The sequence below is a fragment of the Kitasatospora terrestris genome (assembly GCF_039542905.1).
GTDB classification, from domain to species: domain Bacteria; phylum Actinomycetota; class Actinomycetes; order Streptomycetales; family Streptomycetaceae; genus Kitasatospora; species Kitasatospora terrestris.
Genome location: NZ_BAABIS010000001.1, coordinates 2,983,593 through 3,003,961, shown reverse-complemented (window position 1 = coordinate 3,003,961; position 20,369 = coordinate 2,983,593). Strand labels below are relative to the sequence as shown.

Sequence of the window (20,369 nt, the reverse complement as noted above, 5' to 3'; positions counted from 1 at the left end):
TTGAGAACTGCACAGTGGACGCGAGCATCTGTGGCCAAGTTTTTAAGGGCGCACGGTGGATGCCTTGGCACCAGGAACCGATGAAGGACGTGGGAGGCCGCGATAGGCCCCGGGGAGCTGTCAACCGAGCTTTGATCCGGGGGTGTCCGAATGGGGAAACCCGGCAGTCGTCATGGGCTGTCACCCATACCTGAACACATAGGGTATGTGGAGGGAACGCGGGGAAGTGAAACATCTCAGTACCCGCAGGAAGAGAAAACAACCGTGATTCCGGGAGTAGTGGCGAGCGAAACCGGATGAGGCTAAACCCAAGTGGTGTGAGACCCGGCAGGGGTTGCCGCTTGGGGGTCGTGGGTTTTTTCTGGATCGGTCTGCCGGCCGGTCGGCGAGTCAGAAACCGTATGGATAGTCGAAGGACATGCGAAAGGTCCGGCGTAGAGGGTAAGACCCCCGTAGGCGAAATCTGTACGGCTCGCTTGAAGAACACCCAAGTAGCACGGGGCCCGAGAAATCCCGTGTGAATCTGGCGGGACCACCCGCTAAGCCTAAATATTCCCTGGTGACCGATAGCGGATAGTACCGTGAGGGAATGGTGAAAAGTACCGCGGGAGCGGAGTGAAATAGTACCTGAAACCGTGTGCCTACAAGCCGTGGGGGCAGCCTTCGGGCTGTGACTGCGTGCCTTTTGAAGAATGAGCCTGCGAGTTTGCGGTGTGTAGCGAGGTTAACCCGTGTGGGGTAGCCGTAGCGAAAGCGAGTCCGAACAGGGCGATACAGTTGCATGCCCAAGACCCGAAGCGGAGTGATCTAGCCATGGGCAGGTTGAAGCGCGGGTAAGACCGCGTGGAGGACCGAACCCACCAGGGTTGAAAACCTGGGGGATGACCTGTGGTTAGGGGTGAAAGGCCAATCAAACTCCGTGATAGCTGGTTCTCCCCGAAATGCATTTAGGTGCAGCGTCGCGTGTTTCTTGCCGGAGGTAGAGCACTGGATAGGCGATGGGCCTCACCGGGTTACTGACCTTAGCCAAACTCCGAATGCCGGTAAGTGAGAGCGCGGCAGTGAGACTGTGGGGGATAAGCTCCATGGTCGAGAGGGAAACAGCCCAGAACACCGACTAAGGTCCCTAAGCGTGTGCTAAGTGGGAAAGGATGTGGAGTCGCAGAGACAACCAGGAGGTTGGCTTAGAAGCAGCCACCCTTGAAAGAGTGCGTAATAGCTCACTGGTCAAGTGATTCCGCGCCGACAATGTAGCGGGGCTCAAGTACACCACCGAAGTCGTGTCATTGCAGCAAGAGGGCCAACGCCTGCTGTGATGGGTAGGGGAGCGTCGTGTGCCGGGTGAAGCAGCGGAGGAATCCAGTTGTGGACGGTTCACGAGTGAGAATGCAGGCATGAGTAGCGATACAAGAGTGGGAAACTCTTGCGCCGATTGACCAAGGGTTCCTGGGTCAAGCTGATCTGCCCAGGGTAAGTCGGGACCTAAGGCGAGGCCGACAGGCGTAGTCGATGGACAACGGGTTGATATTCCCGTACCCGCTTTGAAGCGCCAACGTCGAACCAGGTGATGCTAAGGCCGTGAAGCCGGCCCGGAGTCTTCGGACGATGGGACGTGGTGGAGCCGCCGGTCCAAGTCTGTAGTAGGTGAGCGATGGGGTGACGCAGGAAGGTAGTCCAGCCCGGGCGGTGGTAGTCCCGGGGTAAGGGTGTAGGGCGTTGTGTAGGCAAATCCGCACAACATGGGCCTGAGACCTGATGCCGAGCCGATTGTGGTGAAGTGGATGATCCTATGCTGTCGAGAAAAGCCTCTAGCGAGTTTCATGGCGGCCCGTACCCCAAACCGACTCAGGTGGTCAGGTAGAGAATACCGAGGCGTTCGGGTGAACTGTGGTTAAGGAACTCGGCAAAATGCCCCCGTAACTTCGGGAGAAGGGGGGCCACGGCTGGTGAGGGGACGTGCTCCCTGAGCTGGTGGTGGCCGCAGAGACCAGCGAGAAGCGACTGTTTACTAAAAACACAGGTCCGTGCGAAGCCGTAAGGCGATGTATACGGACTGACGCCTGCCCGGTGCTGGAACGTTAAGGGGACCGGTTAGTCCGATTTCGGTCGGGCGAAGCTGAGAACTTAAGCGCCAGTAAACGGCGGTGGTAACTATAACCATCCTAAGGTAGCGAAATTCCTTGTCGGGTAAGTTCCGACCTGCACGAATGGCGTAACGACTTCTCGACTGTCTCAACCACAGGCCCGGTGAAATTGCATTACGAGTAAAGATGCTCGTTTCGCGCAGCAGGACGGAAAGACCCCGGGACCTTTACTATAGCTTGATATTGGTGTTCGGTTCGGCTTGTGTAGGATAGGTGGGAGACTGTGAATCCGTGACGCCAGTCATGGTGGAGTCGTCGTTGAAATACCACTCTGGTCGTGCTGGATGTCTAACCTGGGTCCGTGATCCGGATCAGGGACAGTGTCTGGTGGGTAGTTTAACTGGGGCGGTTGCCTCCTAAAGGGTAACGGAGGCGCCCAAAGGTTCCCTCAGCCTGGTTGGCAATCAGGTGTTGAGTGTAAGTGCACAAGGGAGCTTGACTGTGAGACCGACGGGTCGAGCAGGTACGAAAGTAGGGACTAGTGATCCGGCGGTGGCTTGTGGAAGCGCCGTCGCTCAACGGATAAAAGGTACCCCGGGGATAACAGGCTGATCTTCCCCAAGAGTCCATATCGACGGGATGGTTTGGCACCTCGATGTCGGCTCGTCGCATCCTGGGGCTGGAGTAGGTCCCAAGGGTTGGGCTGTTCGCCCATTAAAGCGGTACGCGAGCTGGGTTTAGAACGTCGTGAGACAGTTCGGTCCCTATCCGCTGTGCGCGTAGGAGTGTTGAGAAGGGCTGTCCCTAGTACGAGAGGACCGGGACGGACGAACCTCTGGTGTGCCAGTTGTCCTGCCAAGGGCATGGCTGGTTGGCTACGTTCGGGAGGGATAACCGCTGAAAGCATCTAAGCGGGAAGCCTGCTTCGAGATGAGCACTCCCACCTCCTTGAGAGGGTAAGGCTCCCAGTAGACGACTGGGTTGATAGGCCGGATATGGAAGCCCCGTGAGGGGTGGAGTTGACCGGTACTAATAGGCCGAGGGCTTGTCCTCAGTTGCTCGCGTCCACTGTGTTGGTTCTGAAACCACGACCCGCTCCGGCGGATCAGTTTCACCGTGTTTCGGTGGTCATAGCGTGAGGGAAACGCCCGGTTACATTCCGAACCCGGAAGCTAAGCCTCACAGCGCCGATGGTACTGCAGGGGGGACCCTGTGGGAGAGTAGGACGCCGCCGAACAATTTTTCAGAGAAAGCCCCTCCCGGGTCCCGGGAGGGGCTTTCTCGCGTTCACGGGGCACCTGTATCCAGCGCCAGGCGAAAAGGTGGACCTAGGTCCACCCCGAAGACGGGTGCCACAGCCAGTGATTCCGGATCTCCCGCCAGGAAGACTGGTGTCGCCGGCGGAACGGTCGGCAGGTCTTGGAGAGTCAGGAGCGGGGCTATGGCAGCAACGGGTCACGTCGATGGCGGGGGTGGTGCGGTTCTGCGTGCCTTCGTCGACGAGAGGCTGCGGCATGGAGCCGAGGCGGCGGGCCGGGCCGCGCTGGTGCTGACCGGTGCGGCCACGACGGTGTTGGTGCCGCTCCTGGTGACCTTGTTCGTCGGTCTCGCCGTCGCGCAGGAGCTGTGGGATCTGGAGGCGGGGCCGATACTCGCGCTCGGCACGACGCTGTCGGCGGCGGTGGCGACGGTGCTCTGGATTTCGCGGCGTGGTGCGGCGTGGACGAGGGGGCAGTTGGCGCGCTGGTTCGGGGTGAAGCTGGAGGCCGCCTACAGCCCACGGGTGCCGCTGGAGCAGGACGAGCGGGGGTACTGGTGGACGGGGTACTCGTACCACCGGGGTCGCACGGTGGCGCGGTTCGCGCAGTTCGCGCACTGGGCGGTCCGTGACCGGGAGACCCGGAGCGATGTGCGCTGGCTGCTGGTGGGGCCGCTGGCGGCGGGTGCGCTGCTCGGGGTGCCGATGGCCCTGCCCTTCGGCGGGCTGATGTTCGTGCTGACCATAGGCATCGACCCGCGTACGTACGGGACGTTGGCGTCTGACAATCCGCTGAGCTACCTGATCTCGCTCTTCCTCGGCGCTGCCTTCCTCCTGGCCGGCCTGGTGCTGCTGCCGTACGGGCTCAGGGCCTACGCGGACGTGGCGTGCCGGATGCTGGGGCGCGGCGAGGGGCGGCCGAGCCACGCGCAGTTGACCCGTCGGGTGGCGGAGCTGACGGTGACCCGGGCGGATGCGGTGGACGCGCAGGCGTCGGAGCTGCGGCGGATCGAGCGGGATCTCCACGACGGTGCGCAGGCGCGCCTGGTGGCGATCGGGATGACGCTCGGGACGATCGAGCACCTGATGGAGAACGACCAGGAGGCGGCGCGGCAGCTGCTGTCCGAGGCCCGGCAGGCGTCCGCGCGGGCGCTGCAGGAGCTGCGGGACCTGGTGCGCGGCATCCACCCGCCGGTGCTGGCGGAGCGCGGGCTGGCCGACGCGGTCCGGGAGCTGGCGCTGAGCAGCGCGCTTCCGACGGAGGTGACGGTGAGTCTGCCGTCGAGGCCGGAGGCGTCGCTGGAGACGGCGGTGTACTTCAGCGTGAGTGAGCTGCTGGCGAATGCGTCGAAGCACTCGGGTGCGGGCCAGGTCTGGGTGGACATCCTGTTCCGGGCGGGCCGGCTGCGGGTGTCGGTGACGGACGACGGCGCTGGTGGGGCGTCGTTCGAGGGTGGCAGTGGGTTGCGCGGCATCGAGCGGAGGTTGGGTACCTTCGACGGAGTGCTTTCGCTGAGCAGCCCGCTCGGCGGGCCCACGACCATCACCATGGAGCTGCCGTGCGCGTTGTCCTCGCCGAGGATCTCTACCTTCTCCGCGAAGGGCTGACGCGGCTCCTGGAGGCGCACGGATTCACCATCGCGGCTGCGGTGGAGACGGGCCCGGACCTGCTGGCGGCTCTGTTGGAGCACCGGCCGGAGGTGGCGGTCGTGGACGTGCGGCTGCCTCCGACGTTCACCGACGAGGGGCTGCAGGCGGCGCTGGCGGCGCGGCGGCAGATCTCGGGGCTTCCGGTCCTGGTGCTCTCCCAGCACGTGCAGCAGCTCTACGCGCGGGAGTTGCTGGCGGACGGGTCGGGCGGCGTGGGCTACTTGCTGAAGGACCGGGTGTTCAACGCGGACCAGTTCATCGATGCGGTCCGTCGCGTCGCGGGCGGCGGTACGGCGATGGACCCGGACGTGATCGGCAAGCTGTTGCAGAGCAATTCGCGGTCCGAGCCGTTGCAGCGGCTGTCGAAGCGGGAGCGGGAGGTGCTGGGGCTGATGGCGGAGGGCTGTTCCAACTCGGCCATCGCGAGCCGGCTGACGGTCAGTGACGGTGCGGTCGCCAAGCACATCGCCAACATCTTCGCGAAGTTGGAGCTGTCTTCCGACGAGGACGCGAACCGCCGGGTGCTGGCAGTGCTGGCCTACCTGAACGGTGTGCCGCAGGGTTCGAGCTGAGTGGGTTCGGGCTGGGCGGGCGCGGGCTGAGCGGGCGCGGGGTGGACGGCCGTGGGCAGTTGGGGCGGGTCCGGTGCGCGCCCGGGCGGTCTGAACCACAGGTGACACGCGTGCCCGAGGTGGCCGGACAGCGTGCGCGGGGTCGTCCGGGAAGGCGGGGCGAGAGGGGGAACGCTCGTGCGAGTAGTATCCGGTGGGCCGAGACGGTCCACAGCACGGAGTTCTTCCGCGCTTGCGGTGATCCCGCCAGGTCAGAGGTGCGGGTGATCGTGGATTCGGCGTCGACAGGTCGCGTACGGCAGCAACGGCAGCAGCCGAGTCCCAGGGGTTGATCAACGAATGGCACGTCCATCCCTTACCCGCGCTCACCGGGCCCTGCTGGGTGTGGTGGCGGCGGGCGCCTGCCTGATCTCGGGCATCGGCTTCGCCGGCTCGTACAACGCGGTCCGGGACCTGGCGATGGAGAAGGGGTTCGGCGCCTTCTCCTACGCCTTCCCGATCGGCGTCGACGCGGGCATCGTGGTGCTGCTGTCGCTGGACCTGGTGCTGACCTGGCTGCGGATACCGTTCCCGCTGCTGCGGCAGACCGCGTGGCTGCTGACGGCGGCGACGATCGCGTTCAACGCGGCGGCGTCCTGGGGCGATGCGTTGGGCATGGCGATGCACGCCGTGATCCCGGTGCTGTTCGTGGTGGTCGTGGAGGCGTCCCGGCACGCGGTCGGACGGATGGCGGCGATCACGGCCGACCGGTACATGGAGTCGGTGCGTCTGATGCGCTGGCTGCTCTCGCCGGTGCCGACGTTCCGGCTGTGGCGGCGGATGAAGCTGTGGGAGCTGCGGTCGTACGACGAGACCGTCCGGCTGGAGCAGAACCGGCTGGTCTACCGGGCGCAGCTGCGGTTCCGGTACGGACGGGGCTGGCGGCGCTCGGCCCCGTTCCAGGCGCTGCTGCCGCTGAAGCTCGCCAAGTACGGTGTGCCGCTGGACCCGAGCATCCTGGACCGGATCGACGGTCCGCTGGCGCTGGGCGAGCAGTCGGTGGCGGTGGCGGCGGCCGGGGAGCTGGAGCCGGGGGGAAACCCCGCGGTGCCTTCGGTGTCGGCGGCGGTCGCGGTGCCGACTCTGGCGAAGCTGGCGGCGGTGCGGCGGCGGGACGCCGAGGATTCGCAGACGGCCGAGCAGTCGCCGGTGCCTTCGCAGGCCGCCCAGCCGGTCGCGAACGAGCTGAACGTGTGGACCGCGCGCGCGGTGCGCGTGCACGCCGAGCAGCAGCCGGCCGAGGGTGGTCACTCCGGGCGGGCCGCGGGCCAGGCTTCGCCGTGGTTCAAGCCGCCGCGGGTGGCGCAGCCCGGGCAGCCGGGACAGTCCCAGGCCCCGCAGCCGGCGCAGCAGCAGGTGCCCGGCCAGCGCCCGTCCGGCCAGCAGGGTCAGCCCGGTCAGCAGAACCAGCAGGCCCAGCAGGGTCAGGCCGGTCGGCCGGCGCAGCAGCCGCGCCCGATGTCCCCGGCCGCGCAGGCCGCGTGGCGCAACCACGCCGGCCAGAACGGCCAGAACGGCCAGAACGGCCGGGGCGGTCACGAGGGCCAGGGTGAGCAGGACGGGTTCGCCCAGGCGGTGCCGTTCCACGAGTCGCAGGGCGGCTTCCCGGAGGGTCCGGCGGGCCAGGCGGCGGAGCCGATGCGGATCGGTCCGCGTCCGATCCGGCTGGAGATGGCGGTCTCCGAGCCGTTGCCCTTCGACGGGACGGAGGCCGCCGAGCCCGGGGCCGGGTCGGCGGACACGGACGAGGAGTGGGCCGGGCAGTCGGTCGGCCGGCGTGGGCAGGCCGAGCCGCTGGACGCGGACACCTGCTTCGAGGCGCTGACGGCGTACCTCGACTCCTACGCCAACCAGCCCGACCAACAGCAGTTCGCCGACTTCCTGACGCGTGAGTGGGGTCTGGCCGGCTCGCGGTCGGACGGTGCGGTGAGCGCGGCCGACGTCGACAAGATCTGGACGAAGCTGCAGAACCGCTTCGTGGAGTCCGGCCGGGAGTAGGCGGGTCCGACAACCGGGCGGTCATTGACGCCCCGCGCGGCACGCCACTACCTTCACATCAACAGATTGTTGAAGGTGGCGGCGTGGCCGACGCCGGCGCGTGCTCGTGGAGGAGTCCGGATGTCGCAGGCCCAGGTGTCGTTCTCGTCCGCCGCGCGGGAGGCCGTGGAGGCGCTGCTGTCCCCGGTCGACGCCGACCTGGCCCGCCGCTTCCCGGGCGACTCCGGCACCCGGCAGCCGGTGCACACCGTCTACGTGCCGGCCGACGCGTTCGGTGCGGACACCGTCCGCGGCTGGGGTGACGAGGCACTGGCCGCCTTCGACCGGCACGCGGGTACGCCCGCGCAGCTGGCCGAGGCGCTGGGCGTACCGGCGGACGAGCTGCTCGCCGACGTCCACGCGCGGGTCCGGGCCAAGCTGGAGCGGGAGCCGATCGAGGACCTCCGGATCGACTTCGAGGACGGCTACGGCCCCCGGCCGGACGCGGAGGAGGACGCCGCGGCGGTCCGTGTGGCCCGCCTGGTGGCGGCCGCGATGGCGGACGGCACCGCTCCGCCGTACATCGGCATCCGGATCAAGTGCATGGAGGCGGCGGTCCGCGACCGCGGCATCCGCACGCTGGAGCTGTTCCTGGCCACGCTGCTCGCCGAGGGCGGTCCGGACGGCGGCCCGGCGTCCGACCTGCCGTCCGGCCTGGTCCTCACCCTCCCCAAGGTGACGTACGCGGCGCAGGTCACCGCGCTGGTGCGGCTGCTGGAGGACTTCGAGCGCCGGGCCGGCCTGCCGGAGAAGCGGATCGGCTTCGAGATCCAGATCGAGACCACCCAGGCGATCCTCGGGCCGGACGGCCGGGCCACCGTGGCGCTGATGATCGAGGCCGCCGAGGGTCGGGCGACCGGGCTGCACTACGGCACCTTCGACTACAGCGCCTCGTGCGGGGTCGGCGCGGCGTACCAGTCGATGGACCACCCGGTGGCCGACCACGCGAAGGCGGTCATGCAGGTCGCGGCGGCGGGCACGGGGGTGCGGCTGTCGGACGGCTCGACCAACGTGATCCCGACCGGCCCGACCGAGCAGGTCCACGCGGCGTGGAAGCTGCACCACGGTCTGGTCCGCCGCTCGCTGGCGCGCGCGTACTACCAGGGCTGGGACATGCACCCGGCGCACCTGCCGACCCGTTACGTCGCGGTGTACGCCTTCTACCGGGAGGGCCTGGCCGCCGCCGCGGCCCGCCTGGCGGCGTACGTGGCCAAGGCCGGCGGCGACGTGATGGACGAGCCGGCCACCGCCCGCGCGCTGAGCGGCTACCTGCTGCGCGGCCTCGACTGCGGCGCGGTCGACCTCGCCGAGGTGACCGCGCTGACCGGCCTCGACCGCGCGGCGCTCGACACCCTCGCCGGCCGCTGAGCCGCACCTCGATCGCCGTACCCCGATCGCCGCGCGGCGCCCACCGCCCACCGCCCACTGCCCACCGCCCACCGTCCGCTGAGCCGCACGTCGATCGCCGGGTGCCGGCCGCCGGTCGCCGAGCCCACGGGCCGCCGGCGGGCGTCGGGGCGGGCGTTAGGGTGGCGGGGTGTACCTGACCATCCGGCGTTCCTCCACCCACGAGCTCGAGATCAAGAAGTCGCGGTTCATCTGCCACCTCTCCCGGGTCGCCGACGAGGAGCAGGCGCAGGCGTTCATCGCGGGGATCCGCAAGCAGTACTGGGACGCCCGGCACAACTGCACCGCGTTCGTGATCGGTGACGACCAGCGGCGCGAGCGGTCCAGCGACGACGGGGAGCCGAGCGGTACGGCCGGGGTGCCGATGCTGGAAGTGCTGCGGCGGCGCGGGGTCACGGACACGGTCGCGGTGGTGACCCGTTACTTCGGCGGGATCAAGCTCGGGGCCGGCGGCCTGGTCCGGGCGTACGGCAGCGCGGTGTCCGAGGCGCTGGACGAGGTCGGTCTGCTGGAGCGGCGGCCGGTGTCGCTGCTGGCGGTCGCCGTCGACCACACCAGGGCGGGCCGGCTGGAGAACGACCTGCGGGCGGCCGGTTTCGCGGTGAACGCGCTGACGTACGAGCCGGACGGGGTGCGGGTCGAGGTGGGGGTCCCGGAGCCGGAGGTGACGGCTTTTCACACCTGGCTCGCGGAGGCCACCGGTGGGGCGGCGCAGGCCGTCGCGGCCGGCCGGACCTTCGTCGAGGTGCCGGTCTGAGCTCGGTCCGAAGGCAGGCCTGAAGACGGGTTCGACGCAGGTCCGGGGCGGGTCCGGGGCTGCCGAATCAGGCAAGGACTTCGGCCGGGTAACACTCGAACGAATTAACAAGGCCCGGAGGCGGAACTTCCGCTCCGGGCCTCTTCGTCTTTCACCACAAGGACTCGACCCAGATGGAGGAATCCAGACCCCACCGCCGCACCCCGCCACGGGAGGCTCGCGCATGACATCGGAGACCGCAGCACCGCCCTATCGGATGACGGCCGGCACGCCTCGGCCGTTCCACGACACGCTCTCCCTCGCCGACCAGCTCCTGGCCGCCTGGCTCAAACAGGAGGGCCACGAGGAGCCGCCCCCGCCCGCGCCGGACGACGGGGCCGAGCGGCTCCGGCTCGGCGAGCGGGTCCTGCTCGACCGGGACGCCGGGCCGCTGTCCGGCCCGGGCATCGCGCCGACCGCGCGCTTCGCCCGCCGCCGCCTGCGCACCCCGGTGCCGCACGGCACCGCCCAGTTGACCGTCACCGTGGCCGCCGAGACGGCCGACGGCCCGTCCCGGCTCGCGATAGAGGCCGAGCACCTGCCCTCCGGTCCGGGCGTGAGTTCGCTCGGCCGGGTCCACGTCCCCGAGCTGACCCGCACCCTCCTGCCGCTGCTCGACGCGGTGGACGGTCCGGTCCTGCTCGCCACCCGTCCGCGCACCGTCGGGCCCGGTGGGGTGGACGAGCTGATCGACGAGCTCTGCGACCCGGAGCGGCGGCTGCCCCTGGTGGTGGCGAGCGTCCCGACCGGGCTGCCGGTCGAGCAGTGGGTGGACGAGGTGGTCGGGCCGCTGGTCCGTCAGCTGCCGGGCCTGGCCACGTTCTACGTGCTCAACCACGCCGCGCTGCCGCGGTTCAACGTGGCGATGGAGTACCACAAGGTGTACGGCGGGGCGGTCCGCACCTTCCTGCCCGAGGCCGATCCGGCCTCGCGCCACGACAGCGCCCGTCACCCGGTGCTGCCCCGGCAGCGGATCGACGAGGACGTCCGGCGGGCGGCCGCGCTGCTCGCCCGCGAGCCCCGGCGGCTCGCCGCGGAGCAGCCGCTGCCGCCGCTGCTGGCCGCCGTCCCGGTGTTCCACCTGCCGCCCGAGGCCCGGCTCCGCCCGCGCGCCGAGCGGGCCCCCACCGCCGAGCGCGCCGCCGGCACCCATCCGGCCACGGGCACCGATCGGGCCGCGGGCACCGGGCGGGCCGCCACCGCCGAGCAGCGTGCGTGCGAGTGCCCGGAGCAGGACCGCCGAGAGCGCCAGGCGCGGGCGGACGAGTTGCAGCGCACCCGCCGCAGCCTGTACCGGGCCCGTCGCCGGGAGACCAGGCTGCTCACCGAGACCGACGAGCAGTACGCGGCGCTGCGCCAGGTCAGCGCGCAGGTGCGGGTGCTCACCGACCGGTTGCGTACGGTCGCCGGTCAGGCCGCCGTCGACCCGGACGGGCTGGCCGCCGAGCTGCTGGCGGGCGAGGAGGACGTGCCGCGGACGTTCGGCGAGCTGGTCGGCCGGTTCGACGAGTTCCCGCTGGTGGAGTTCACCGGTGACACCAAGGAGACGCTGGCGCTGGACGGGCAGTGCGACGGCTCCGGCTGGGCCCGGCTGACCTGGGAGGGGCTGACGGCGCTCCAGGAGTACGCGGCGGCGGCCGTCCGGGGCGAGGCGGGCGGTGACTTCAAGCAGTGGTGCGAGCACACCCCGCCGGGCTGCCACCGCTTCCCGCCGCGCAAGGCGGTCCGGGGCGAGTCGCGGACGGTGGCCAGCCACGCCAAGTGGAAGCGGCAGCGGATGCTGCCCGTCCCCTCGTGCGTGGACGCGTCCCGGCGGGCCTTCATGGGCGCGCACCTGCGGATCGGCGGCGGTGGTACCGCTCCGCGCGTGCACTACCTGGACGACTGCTCGGGCAGCGGCCGGATCTACGTCGGCTACATCGGCCTCCACCTCGGCAACACCCGGACCAACTGAAACCGACGGGGGGCGAGGGGCCCACGGGGGGAGCCGATCGGCCGTCAACCGTGCTGCGGGCGGCGGCCGTCGGCCAACTCTCCGGCTTTGCTGACCGGGCCCGCCGCACGGTGGACAATGCTGGACGGGGCCGTGTCGCCGCGGCCTCGTCCACGAGCACCGGACGAGCAGGGGGAAGCACCGCCGATGCAGTACTCAGCAGAGGACCGCCCGGACGGATCCGCCACCGTGCTCCAGCCCGGTTTCCTCGCTTCGGTCTTCCGCGACCTGGGTGCCGAGCTGCCGGAGCAGGGCCGACCGCGGCATGACGACGACGGGTCCGCGGGCCAGGAGGAGGACGTGGCCGCGCACGGCCGCGCCGCCGCGCTCACCCACCACCGCACGCTGACCGTCCGGGCCGCGCACGAGCACCTGGCCGACCTGCTGCGGCGGGCGGCCCTCCCGGTGTCCGCGATGGACTTCGAGAGCCAGCTGCGCAGCTACGAGCCGCGCCCGTTCCCGGCCGACGCGGACGCCGGCGGCCCGGGGGCGGCCGAGGACGCCGAGCCGCGGTGGGCGGACTTCGCCCCGCCCGAGCCGCCGGTCGTCGACCCGGACCGGCCCGCCTCGCACCGCCTGCTGGACTCCGGGTACCAGCGCGAGCTGGCCCAGGCCCGGCTGACCCACCAGCGGGCGGTCCGCGAGTGGCGCACCCGCCGGGCGGAGGCCGCCGACAGCGGCGCCCTGCAGGCCAGGGCGGAGCACGAGCAGGCGGAGCGGCACCGGGCCCGGGCGGTGGCGGAGTACAACGAGAGCCTGGAGGAGTGCCGCCGGGCCTACCGGCAGGCCGAACCGGCCGCGGTGGAGTCGCTGCTGGAGCGGGCGCTGGCCGCCGCCGAGGGGTCGACCCGGGACCTCCCGGCGCCGTGCCGGGCGCTGTTCCGGCCGCTCACCCGCACCGCGGTGCTGGACCTGGACCTGCCGCCGCTGGACCTGGTGCCCGCGCTGGAGGGCTACCGGCTCGGTCCGGACGGCACGGTCGATCCGGTGCCGAGGCCGCAGGCCGACCGGGCCTCGGACTACCTGCGGCTGGCCGCCAGGGTGGCGCTGCGCGCGCTCCAGGCCGCCGACGCGGTCGACACCGACGAGGTGCTGGCCGGAGTGGTGCTGAACGGCTGGCTGCGCCGGCCCGGCGCGGACCCGCTGTGCCTGCTCAGCGTGGACGCCGACCGGGACGCGCTGGCCCGGACCAGGCTGCTGCCCGCCGAGCCGCCCGGCCCCGGCGGCCCGGTGGCGGCGGACGGCACGGACGGCGGCGAGGACGAGCGCGGGATCTACGCGGACGCCGAGCACGACGAGGCGCTGGTCCGGTTGCGCGGCCTGCAGGCGGTGGTCGCCCCCGACCCGTACGCGGGCGACGCGGTGGAGCCGTGCGGTACGGTCGGCGCCGCCGTGCCGGCCGCCGGCGAGCTGTCGCCGAACGAGTTCGCGCACCTGGTGCGGACGCTGCTCACCGCGGGCGGCCTGGCGGACTGGAGCGTCCGGCTGCGCGGGGCGGCCGGCCTGGTCGCCACGGCGGAGGGCGGTCCGGACAGTGCGCTGCCCGGCCGCTGGGTGGTGTGGGCGTCGCGGGGGTCGGTGCCGGTCGGCGCGGAGGAGGTGCGCACGCTCGCCGAGGCGGTCCGCGAGGAGGGCGTGGAGCGCGGACTGCGGCTGACCACGGGCCGGTTCGCCGACGAGGCGCTCGACCTGGCGGCCGGCGACGGCTTCGGCCGGATCCAGCTGGTCGACGGCCCGGGCGTCCAGGAGCTCGCCCTGACCCACCTCGGTCTGCCCCTCACCGCCTGACCCCGCTTCGACCGTCCACGCGGTGCCGTCCGTCGCGAGCGCTGGCAGGCTGGGCTGATGGGCATGGGATTCCTGGGGCGATGGCGGGCCCGGCGCACCGCCGCCGGGCAGGACGGGCAGGACGGGCAGAACGGCCGTGCCGACCGCGCCGGCCGGTTCGAGGCGGCCGATCGGGACGACGGGGACGACCGGGAGGCGGGGTCGACCGGCCCCGGCGCGGAGGAGCGCGAGCGGGGCATGGCGGAGCTGTTCGCCGAGTGCGGCCTGCTGCGCGAGCTGGCGTGGGACGCGGGGGTGCGGCTCGACGACAGCGTCGAGTCGTTGACCGCCCTGGACCAGCTGCTGCCGCGCTGGCGGGACGACCCGGTGGTCTCCGAGTGGCTGGGCAACGACGTCGGCCTCTACCTTGGGTCGGTGCTGCACCGGGAGGTGGCCGGGTCGCGCTGGCGGCTCGACGAACGGGAACGTCCGCTGCTGGTGCTGCCCACCGGCGCGGAGGTCGACGTCACCGCGGTGGGCCGCGGCTGGGCCGAGCAGGGCAGTCCGCAGCTCGCCACCGCCTACCTCGCTCTGGCCAACGGCTGACCACCCCCTGGCGCCGGGGGCCGTCCGCCCCAGCGCCGGCGATGCCCCGCCCGGTGCCGAGGACCGTCCGGAGAGGTCGTCCGGACAGGCCGTCCTGACGGGGGCTTCCTGACGGGGCTTCCTGACGGGGCGTCGGCGGCGGCCGCCCGGCTTCACCCTGACGGACCGTCCGGCGGGCGGTGGTGCGGCCGGGCGGTGAGGGTGGCGGTAGGGCCCTGGCACTGCCGGCCCGGGTCGGGCGGACCGCGGTCGTGGGCAGCGGCCACCGGACCGCCCGGCCCCTGGAGAATGATGACGTGCGCGGCACCGGGCCGCCACGTGCCTGGGGAGGAAGCCCTGACCGCCGTACTGGTCGCCGCGGGCGCGTTCCTGATGACCCTGATCGGCGGCTACGTCGCCCAGCGGACCGGGGACCGCCGCCACCTGGTGCTCGGCTTCGCGGCCGGGCTGATGCTCGGCGTGGTCGCCTTCGACCTGCTCCCGGAGGCCATGGCGGCGGCCCCGGACGAGGTGCACGGCGTCCCGCAGGCGCTGCTGATGTTCGCGGCGGGCTTCCTGCTCATCCACATCGTGGAGCGCGCGGTCGCGATCCACCGCAGCCACGAGGACGAGTACGCCGAGCACACCCACGCCCGGGGCTACGCCGACGGGCACGGCCACGGGCACGCCCGCCGCACCCGTGAGCAGGGCATCGGGCTGACCGCCGCCTGCGCCCTGGTCGGACACAGCGTGATGGACGGCTTCGCGATCGGAGCGGCCTTCCAGGCGGGCAGCACGGTCGGCACGGTGGTGGCGATCGCCGTGGTGGCGCACGACTTCGCGGACGGCTTCAACACGTACACGATCACCCGGCTGTACGGGAACAACCGGCGCCGGGCGCTGACCCTGCTGGCAGCGGACGCGGTGGCGCCGGTGACGGGTGCGGCGATCACCCTGCTGTTCACCATCCCCGAGCAACTGCTCGGGCTCTACCTCGGCTTCTTCGCGGGGTTCCTGCTGTACCTGGCGACCTCCGACATCCTGCCGGAGGCGCACAGCCCGCACCCGTCCCGCTCGACGCTGCTGTGCACGCTGCTCGGGGTCGCCTTCATGTGGGTGGTCATCGGCTTCGCCGGATAGGCCGTCAGGTGCGGCGCGCCCAGTGGTCGCGCAGGGCGTCCAGGGCGGCGGTGATCGCGGGGCGGCGGGAGGTCCGGGTCCGCCACAGCGCGTACACCCGGCGGGAGGGCTCCGGGACGACCGGGCGGGCCAGCACCCCGGGCGGCAGCGGCCCGCGGCCGAGCCGGGGGACCAGGCCGAGGCCGAGGCCCGCGTCGATCAGCGCGATCTGGGTCTCGAACTCGCCGACCTGGTGGACCACGTCCGGCTCCTCGCCGGCCTCGCGCATGGTGCGCACCAGCCAGTCGTGGCAGATGTTGCCGGGCGGGACGCTGATCCACCGCTGCCCGCACAGCCGGGCGACCGGGACCACGGCCAGCTCGCCGAGCGGGTGGCCGGCGGGCAGCAGCAGGTCGACCGGGTCCTCGCCGAGGTCGAGCCGGGAGAGCCCGTCCTGCACCGGCAGCGGGACGGTCGTCCAGTCCTGCACCACCGCCAGGTCGGCCTCGCCGCGCGCCACCAGCTCGTTGGCCAGGTACGGATCGGTCTCCAGCAGCCGGACGTCCAGGTCGGGGCAGCTGCCGCGCAGCTCGGCGAGCACACCGGGGAGCAGCCCGCGGGCGGCGGTGGCGAAGGAGGCGACCAGCAGCCGGCCGACCGCCTCGCCGCGCTGCTCCTCCAGGGTCACTTCGGCCTGCTCGACGAGGGCGAGGACCTGCCGGGCGGTGTCGGCGAGGTGCCGGGCGGCGTCGGTCAGCACCACGCCGCGGCCCTGCTTCTCCAGCAGCACGGTGCGGGTCTCCCGCTCCAGCTTGGAGATCTGCTGGGAGACGGCGGAGGGGGTGAAGCCCAGGGCGGCGGCCGCGCCGCCGACCGAGCCGTGCACCGCGACCGCGTGCAGCGCGCGGAGCCGTCCGAGATCCATCATGCAGCCATGCTAAAGGGTTACCTTGAGCACATTTTGCTGGTGCTGAACGTTCGTTGGCCGGGATGCTCGACCCATGCCCAGCTCTCCCGCCACCGCCGGCCCCGCTCCCGGCCCCTCGGCCGCCGCCGTCATGAGTCCGCGTCACATCGCCCTGGCCGTGCTGGTCGCCGCCGTCTGGGGCCTGAACTTCGTGCTGATCCACGTCGGACTGGAGGCCTTCCCGCCGCTGCTGTTCTGCGCCCTGCGCTTCGCGGTGGTCGCGGTGCCGGCGGTGTTCCTGGTCGGCCGGCCCCGGGTCGCGTGGAGGTGGATCCTGGCGGTCGGCCTGGTGCTCGGCGTGGTCAAGTTCGGCCTGCTGTTCCTCGGGATGCACGCCGGGATGCCGGCCGGGCTCTCCTCCCTGGTGCTGCAGAGCCAGGCGGTCTTCACGGCGCTGTTCGCCGCGGTGCTGCTGCGCGAGCGGCCGGGCGGGCGGCGGCTGGCCGGCCTGGCCGTGGCCTTCGCGGGCATCGGCCTGGCCGCGGTCGACCGCGGGGTGGGCGGACCGATCGGGGCGTTCGCGTTGGTGGTCGCCTCGGCGGTGTTCTGGGGCCTGGCCAACGTGCTCACCCGCAAGGCCGCGCCGGAGGACGCGCTGCGCTGGATGGTCTGGGTGAGCGTGGTGCCGCCGCTGCCGCTGCTCGGCCTGTCGCTGCTGGTCGAGGGCGCGCGGGCGGACCTGGCGGCGCTCGCCTCGATCGGCTGGCCGGGCGTCGGCGCGATCCTCTACGTCGGACTGGTCTCCACGCTGTTCGGCTTCGTCGCCTGGAGCCACCTGCTACGCCGCTACGACGCCTCGGCGGTCGCCCCGTACTCGCTGCTGGTGCCGGTGTTCGGGATGTCCTCGTCCTGGCTGCTGCTCGGCGAGCGGTTCAGCGCCCTGGCCGGGGCGGCCGCGGTGCTGGTGATCGCCGGCATCGGGCTCACCGCGCTGCGTCCGGCCCGCCGGGAACGGCCTCGTAGGCGGTCTCGGCGGCCCGCAGTGCCCGCAGCAGCGCGTCCTGCTCGGCGGGGCTGACCGGGCCGAAGTACTCCTGGGCGACCTCGTGGCGCACCTGTCCGATCCGCTCCACCGCACCCCGGCCGGCCTCGGTCAGCACCAGCCGGACGGCCCGCCGGTCCGCCGGGTCGGGGGTGCGGGCGACCAGTCCGGCCTCCTCCAGCGCGTCCACCACGGTGGTCGCCGACCGCGGGGCGATGTGCAGCCGGTCGGCCAGTTCGCTGAGCCGCATGGTCTCCCGCCCCTCGCAGCCGGGGGCGTGGGCCAGCACCCGCAGCGCCCGGGCCTGGCCCGGGGTGATGCCGTACGGCTCCAGGCGGTGCATGGTCCGGCGCCGGATCCGCTTCATCGCCCGGGTGAGCGCGTCGGCCAGCTCCGCGGCGGTGTCGGCGGTCGGCGGGGTGGTCATGCGCTCAGCGTATCGGGCGCCCGACCGCCGACCCGTAGCCCGACGGCGCCACCGGTCCGGTCCGCCGCCCGGTCCACCGGTCCGGTCCGCCGCCCCGTCTGCGGCGTCGTCAGCGAGTCGTCAGCGGGGGTCGAGGCGGCGCAGGGCGGCGGCGAGCGTCCACAGGACCAGGCCGGCCAGGCACCAGCTGGCCAGCACGTCCAGCAGCCAGTGGTAGTCGCTCCACACCAGCCCGGCGCCCACGCCCAGGCAGACCAGCGCCGTCCCGGCGTGCACCGGTCGGACGAGGCCCGGGTCGAGCACCCGGGCCAGCAGCAGCGCCGCCGTGCCGTACGCGATCGCCGAGGTGGCGGTGTGCCCCGACGGGTACCAGCCCCACTGCTCGGGGGCCAGCGGAACCCCGTACGGCCCGGGGCGGGCGAACCAGGCCTTGGCCGGCACCACCAGCAGCGGGATCAGCACCGCGGCCACCGGCGCGACGGCCAGCGGCAGCCACCAGCGGGGGCGGCCGGCGCGGTGGGCCAGCCAGGCGGCGAGGCCCGCGCAGCCGAGCAGCACCGGGACGGCCGGGAACGAGCCACCCAGGTCCGAGAAGGCGGCGCCGAAGTGGTTGAGCGGGATGCTGTGCAGGGCCTTGCGCAGCGACCGGACACCGTTGCGGGTCGCCGTGTCGAGCTCCAGCAGCGGACCGTCGACCGCGACCTGCCAGGAGATCAGCGCGAGCACCGCGGCCAGCGCGACCGGGATCGCCATGCCCACGACAGCGAAAAGGGGCCGCCCCGGAGCAGGGGGGAGAGCTCCGGGGCGGCCGAGGTGATCGCCGTCCCGTGCGGCCCGGGGGGTTTGGGCCGGACGGTCGGTCGATCGGTCATGGGGCTCCGCCGCACGGGCGGGGCAGGGTGTTGCTAAGGGTTGCGGTTCGCTGTCCATCTGTCATGACAGTACGTCAAAGCCGCTGTCGGGCAAGAGCAACCTCAGGCAATGTGCACAGCATCTTCACCGGCTTCCGTGCAACCTCCACCCCGGCCCGGATGTCCGGCCGACCTGTGCCCGGCCCGGCAACGCCGGACGGCCCGGCCCCGAGGTGGGGCCGGGCCGTCCGGACCGGGTGCGAGCGGGAGGCTCAGGCGCCGGCGAAAGCGTTCTCGATGATGTCCAGGCCCTCGGTCAGCAGGTGCTCCGGCATCACCAGCGGCGGCAGGAAGCGCAGCACGTTGCCGTAGGTGCCGGCGGTCAGCACCACCAGGCCCTCGGCGTGGCAGGCCTTCGCCACCGCGGCGGTCACCTCGGGGTTCGGCTCCTTGGAGCCCGGCTTCACCAGCTCCACCGCGATCATCGCGCCGCGGCCGCGGATCTCGCCGATCACCTCGAACTTCTCCTGCATCGCGGCCAGGCGGGCCTTCATGACCTCGCCGATCCGCTGCGCCTTGGCGTTGAGGTCCAGCTCCTTCATGGTCTGGATCGACCCCAGCGCGGCGGCGCAGGCCACCGGGTTGCCGCCGTAGGTGCCGCCCAGGCCGCCCGCGTGCGCGGCGTCCATGATCTCGGCGCGGCCGGTCACCGCGGCCAGCGGCAGACCGCCGGCGATGCCCTTGGCGGTGGTGATCAGGTCCGGGACGACGCCCTCGTCCTCGCACGCGAACCACTGGCCGGTCCGGCAGAAGCCGGTCTGGATCTCGTCCGCGACGAACACGATGCCGTTCGCCTTCGCGTACTCCACGATCGCCGGCAGGAAGCCCTTGGCCGGCTCGATGAAGCCGCCCTCGCCCTGGATCGGCTCGATGATGATCGCCGCGACGTTCTCCGCGCCGATCTGCTTGTTGATCATGTCGATCGCCTGCGCGGCCGCCTCGGCGGCGCAGTTCTCCGCACCGGTCAGCCAGCGGTACGGGTACGCCACCGGCACCCGGTAGATCTCCGGCGCGAACGGCCCGAAGCCCTGCTTGTACGGCATGTTCTTCGCCGTCAGGCCCATGGTCAGGTTGGTCCGGCCGTGGTAGCCGTGGTCGAACACCACGACCGCGGTCCGCTTGGTGTAGGCGCGGGCGATCTTCACCGCGTTCTCCACCGCCTCGGCACCCGAGTTGAACAGCGCGGTCCGCTTCTCGTGGTCACCCGGGGTCAGCTCGTTCAGCTGCTCCGCCACCGCCACGTAGCCCTCGTACGGGGTCACCATGAAACACGTGTGCGTGAACGCCGCCAGCTGCTCGGACGCCTTCGCGACCACGGCCTCCGCGCTGTTGCCCACGTTGGTCACCGCGATGCCCGAACCGAAGTCGATCAGGCTGTTGCCGTCCACGTCCTCCAGCACGCCGCCGCCCGCGCGCGACACGTACACCGGCAGGGTGGTGCCGACACCGGCGGCCACGGCGCCGAGCTTGCGAGCCTGCAGCTCCTGCGACTTCGGGCCGGGGATCGCGGTGACCAGGCGGCGCTCCTGGGGGAGCGGCGTTGCAGCGCTCATGGTTCTTCTCCAGACTTCTCGACTCGGTCCTCGCAGGCTACGGCGGTGGTTCCCCGCCGGGCATGCGCCACTCGGTACTGCTCCACCGTCCGAATTGTCCTGCGCGGCCAGTGGCCGAAGATCGGCTTCCCGAACCCCCTCCTCCACTACATTGAGCGCGGGCGTGTCGCGCACCACGCCACCCGGGTAGGGCACCCCCGGCGACGGGAGTTAGGGAGCGGG

Annotated in this window: 14 protein-coding genes and 2 rRNA genes; 12 read left to right on the top strand and 4 right to left on the bottom strand. The window is 71.6% G+C overall.

Translation table 11 applies throughout. The features are described from left to right. The first annotated feature begins 32 nt into the window (after positions 1-32). The 11 genes from ABEB06_RS13750 (at position 33) to ABEB06_RS13700 (ending at position 15,328) form a co-directional block, all read left to right on the top strand. Positions 33-3,137 (top strand): 23S ribosomal RNA (locus tag ABEB06_RS13750). A gap of 67 nt (positions 3,138-3,204) precedes the next feature. After that, positions 3,205-3,321: ribosomal RNA gene (gene rrf, locus ABEB06_RS13745) — 5S ribosomal RNA — on the top strand. Between the two features lie 204 nt (positions 3,322-3,525). Then, on the top strand, positions 3,526-4,950 hold the full coding sequence (locus tag ABEB06_RS13740) for a sensor histidine kinase (protein ID WP_345697144.1): 1,425 nt from the start codon (positions 3,526-3,528) through the stop codon (positions 4,948-4,950). Continuing rightward, entirely contained in the window at positions 4,902-5,564 is a 663-nt protein-coding gene (locus ABEB06_RS13735) for a response regulator transcription factor (RefSeq protein WP_345697143.1), read from the top strand. Before ABEB06_RS13740 ends, ABEB06_RS13735 begins: the two co-directional genes overlap by 49 nt. Positions 5,565-5,903: 339 nt before the next feature. Continuing rightward, positions 5,904-7,601 (top strand): DUF2637 domain-containing protein, encoded by a 1,698-nt coding sequence (locus ABEB06_RS13730; protein WP_345697142.1) that lies wholly within the window; start codon positions 5,904-5,906, stop codon positions 7,599-7,601. A gap of 120 nt (positions 7,602-7,721) precedes the next feature. Then, positions 7,722-9,008 (top strand): DUF6986 family protein, encoded by a 1,287-nt coding sequence (locus tag ABEB06_RS13725; RefSeq protein WP_345697141.1) that lies wholly within the window; start codon positions 7,722-7,724, stop codon positions 9,006-9,008. Positions 9,009-9,177: 169 nt separating this feature from the next. After that, the gene (locus ABEB06_RS13720; protein ID WP_345697140.1) at positions 9,178-9,804 is read left to right on the top strand and encodes a YigZ family protein; all 627 of its coding nucleotides are present in this window, start codon (positions 9,178-9,180) and stop codon (positions 9,802-9,804) included. Between the two features lie 223 nt (positions 9,805-10,027). Beyond that, complete coding sequence (locus tag ABEB06_RS13715; protein WP_345697139.1) at positions 10,028-11,797, top strand: hypothetical protein; 1,770 nt, start codon at positions 10,028-10,030, stop codon at positions 11,795-11,797. 186 nt (positions 11,798-11,983) lie between these two features. Continuing rightward, positions 11,984-13,624 (top strand): restriction endonuclease, encoded by a 1,641-nt coding sequence (locus tag ABEB06_RS13710; RefSeq protein WP_345697138.1) that lies wholly within the window; start codon positions 11,984-11,986, stop codon positions 13,622-13,624. A gap of 57 nt (positions 13,625-13,681) precedes the next feature. Next, positions 13,682-14,209 carry a DUF6278 family protein gene (locus tag ABEB06_RS13705; protein ID WP_345697137.1) on the top strand — a complete coding sequence of 176 codons (528 nt, stop codon included), beginning with the start codon at positions 13,682-13,684 and terminating at the stop codon, positions 14,207-14,209. A 372-nt stretch (positions 14,210-14,581) separates the two neighbouring features. After that, positions 14,582-15,328: a ZIP family metal transporter gene (locus tag ABEB06_RS13700; protein WP_345701838.1), complete on the top strand. Its 747-nt coding sequence runs from the start codon at positions 14,582-14,584 to the stop codon at positions 15,326-15,328. Between the two features lie 4 nt (positions 15,329-15,332). Here the strand turns inward: ABEB06_RS13700 and ABEB06_RS13695 are convergent, their stop codons facing one another. After that, positions 15,333-16,235, bottom strand: coding sequence for a LysR family transcriptional regulator (locus ABEB06_RS13695; RefSeq protein ID WP_345697136.1), 903 nt, complete (start codon positions 16,233-16,235; stop codon positions 15,333-15,335). A 130-nt stretch (positions 16,236-16,365) separates the two neighbouring features. On the opposite strand from ABEB06_RS13695, the gene ABEB06_RS13690 reads away from it, so the two are divergent. Next, positions 16,366-17,292: an EamA family transporter gene (locus ABEB06_RS13690; protein ID WP_345701837.1), complete on the top strand. Its 927-nt coding sequence runs from the start codon at positions 16,366-16,368 to the stop codon at positions 17,290-17,292. Here the strand turns inward: ABEB06_RS13690 and ABEB06_RS13685 are convergent. The 3 genes from ABEB06_RS13685 to gabT all read right to left on the bottom strand — a co-directional run bounded on the left by ABEB06_RS13685 (position 17,198) and on the right by gabT (position 20,147). Continuing rightward, positions 17,198-17,683, bottom strand: coding sequence for a MarR family winged helix-turn-helix transcriptional regulator (locus ABEB06_RS13685; RefSeq protein WP_345697135.1), 486 nt, complete (start codon positions 17,681-17,683; stop codon positions 17,198-17,200). The genes ABEB06_RS13690 and ABEB06_RS13685 overlap by 95 nt on opposite strands. 120 nt (positions 17,684-17,803) lie before the next feature. After that, entirely contained in the window at positions 17,804-18,436 is a 633-nt protein-coding gene (locus ABEB06_RS13680; RefSeq protein ID WP_345697134.1) for a phosphatase PAP2 family protein, read from the bottom strand. A gap of 370 nt (positions 18,437-18,806) precedes the next feature. Further along, the gene (gabT, locus tag ABEB06_RS13675) at positions 18,807-20,147 is read right to left on the bottom strand and encodes a 4-aminobutyrate--2-oxoglutarate transaminase (protein ID WP_345697133.1); all 1,341 of its coding nucleotides are present in this window, start codon (positions 20,145-20,147) and stop codon (positions 18,807-18,809) included. Positions 20,148-20,369 lie beyond the last annotated feature (222 nt).

Bases quoted from the DNA above. Each gene is read 5' to 3' on its own strand.
- ABEB06_RS13680 (WP_345697134.1), bottom strand. From the start codon at position 18,436: ATGGCGATCCCGGTCGCGCTGGCCGCGGTGCTCGCGCTGATCTCCTGG.
- ABEB06_RS13730 (WP_345697142.1), top strand. From the start codon at position 5,904: ATGGCACGTCCATCCCTTACCCGCGCTCACCGGGCCCTGCTGGGTGTG.
- ABEB06_RS13725 (WP_345697141.1), top strand. From the start codon at position 7,722: ATGTCGCAGGCCCAGGTGTCGTTCTCGTCCGCCGCGCGGGAGGCCGTG.
- ABEB06_RS13700 (WP_345701838.1), top strand. From the start codon at position 14,582: ATGACCCTGATCGGCGGCTACGTCGCCCAGCGGACCGGGGACCGCCGC.
- gabT (WP_345697133.1), bottom strand. From the start codon at position 20,147: ATGAGCGCTGCAACGCCGCTCCCCCAGGAGCGCCGCCTGGTCACCGCG.
- ABEB06_RS13715 (WP_345697139.1), top strand. From the start codon at position 10,028: ATGACATCGGAGACCGCAGCACCGCCCTATCGGATGACGGCCGGCACG.
- ABEB06_RS13710 (WP_345697138.1), top strand. From the start codon at position 11,984: ATGCAGTACTCAGCAGAGGACCGCCCGGACGGATCCGCCACCGTGCTC.
- ABEB06_RS13705 (WP_345697137.1), top strand. From the start codon at position 13,682: ATGGGCATGGGATTCCTGGGGCGATGGCGGGCCCGGCGCACCGCCGCC.
- ABEB06_RS13685 (WP_345697135.1), bottom strand. From the start codon at position 17,683: ATGACCACCCCGCCGACCGCCGACACCGCCGCGGAGCTGGCCGACGCG.
- ABEB06_RS13695 (WP_345697136.1), bottom strand. From the start codon at position 16,235: ATGATGGATCTCGGACGGCTCCGCGCGCTGCACGCGGTCGCGGTGCAC.
- ABEB06_RS13690 (WP_345701837.1), top strand. From the start codon at position 16,366: ATGAGTCCGCGTCACATCGCCCTGGCCGTGCTGGTCGCCGCCGTCTGG.
- ABEB06_RS13740 (WP_345697144.1), top strand. From the start codon at position 3,526: ATGGCAGCAACGGGTCACGTCGATGGCGGGGGTGGTGCGGTTCTGCGT.